The sequence below is a fragment of the Streptomyces tateyamensis genome (assembly GCF_003205575.1).
GTDB lineage: Bacteria > Actinomycetota > Actinomycetes > Streptomycetales > Streptomycetaceae > Kitasatospora > Kitasatospora tateyamensis.
This window is the reverse complement of record NZ_PYBW01000413.1, coordinates 1-361: the sequence shown is the minus strand read 5'-3', so window position 1 is coordinate 361 and position 361 is coordinate 1. Positions and strand designations below refer to the sequence as shown.

Annotated in this window: 1 protein-coding gene; it reads right to left on the bottom strand. The window is 87.0% G+C overall.

What is annotated here, in order from left to right:
• The coding region (locus tag C7C46_RS33995; RefSeq protein ID WP_181442701.1) for a nitronate monooxygenase at window positions 1–361 on the bottom strand (361 nt) is incomplete at both ends.

Below are 361 nucleotides of genomic sequence, written 5' to 3'. Positions count from 1 at the left end.
CGCGGGGCGGGCGCCCGCGCAGGCGCCCCCCCGCGCCGCCAGCCGGGACCGCCGCCCCCAGTGGCCCGGCCGCCGCGCCCGGCCCCGGGGGGGGGGGGTTCGCGGGCCGGCGCCGGAGCCCGCCGGCCGGGCGGAGCGGTTGGGGACCCGCCGCGCCGACGGCAGCCAGCAGCGCGGTCAGCGCCTCGCGGCCCGGCTGGGCGGCCACCTGGTAGGTGCCGCGGTGCCCGCCCGCCTCGGGGCCCTGGACGCAGAGCGCGTCCATCCCCAGCGCCGCGGCCGCCCGCGCCTCGGCCACGCTGGTCACCGTCGCCACCTGCGCGGTGCCCACCGCCCGCAGCGCCGCCGCCTCGGCGGGGCC